Source organism: Arthrobacter sp. K410C, assembly GCF_059090105.1.
Window position 1 is genome coordinate 1 of record NZ_JBNHFJ010000053.1, and the last position, 729, is coordinate 729.

Consider the following 729-nt stretch of genomic DNA (forward strand, 5'->3'; position numbering starts at 1 on the left):
AACGTTGTGTGGTCTGGTCTGCCGGGTAGTGTTTGGCACACTGTTGGGTCCTGAGGCAACAGGACCAGGGGATGGCCGGTCATGGTTTGTGCTGTGGGTGGTGGTTTCCTGGGTTTGTTTGTTTCTGGTTTCCCTGCCATGTCGTTTCATGCGCTGTTGGTTCCCTTTTTGTGGGGGCTGTGCGTGTGGGGTGTGTGGTGTGGGGTTGTTGTTTGAGAACTACATAGTGGACGCGAGCATCTTCCATGAAGAACCCTTGGGTTTTTTGTGGGAAAGCAATTTCCAAGAATTGGAACCTGGATCTGGCCGCGCCTGTTTGAGACTCTTTCGGGGGTTGATGGGGTGTGGTTGGTTTTGTGGTTCTCTCGAGTGTTTTTGTTGTTGATCTTTTGTGGTCAAGTTTTTAAGAGCACACGGTGGATGCCTTGGCATTAGGAGCCGAAGAAGGACGTAGGAATCTGCGATAAGCCTGGGGGAGTCGATAACCGGACTGTGATCCCAGGGTGTCCGAATGGGGAAACCCCGCCAAGCGCGCGAGTGACTTGGTGACCCGTACCTGAACACATAGGGTGCGTGGAGGGAACGCGGGGAAGTGAAACATCTCAGTACCCGCAGGAAGAGAAAACAATAGTGATTCCGTTAGTAGTGGCGAGCGAACGCGGATCAGGCTAAACCGTTCCATGTGTGATAGCCGGCGGGCGTTGCATGGTCGGGGTTGTGGGACTTTCC

General features: G+C 53.8%; 1 rRNA gene. It reads left to right on the forward strand.

The window, feature by feature from the left end:
* Nucleotides 1-393 precede the first annotated feature (393 nt).
* Nucleotides 394-729, forward strand: a 23S ribosomal RNA gene (locus AC5RU7_RS21035); the annotation flags it as partial.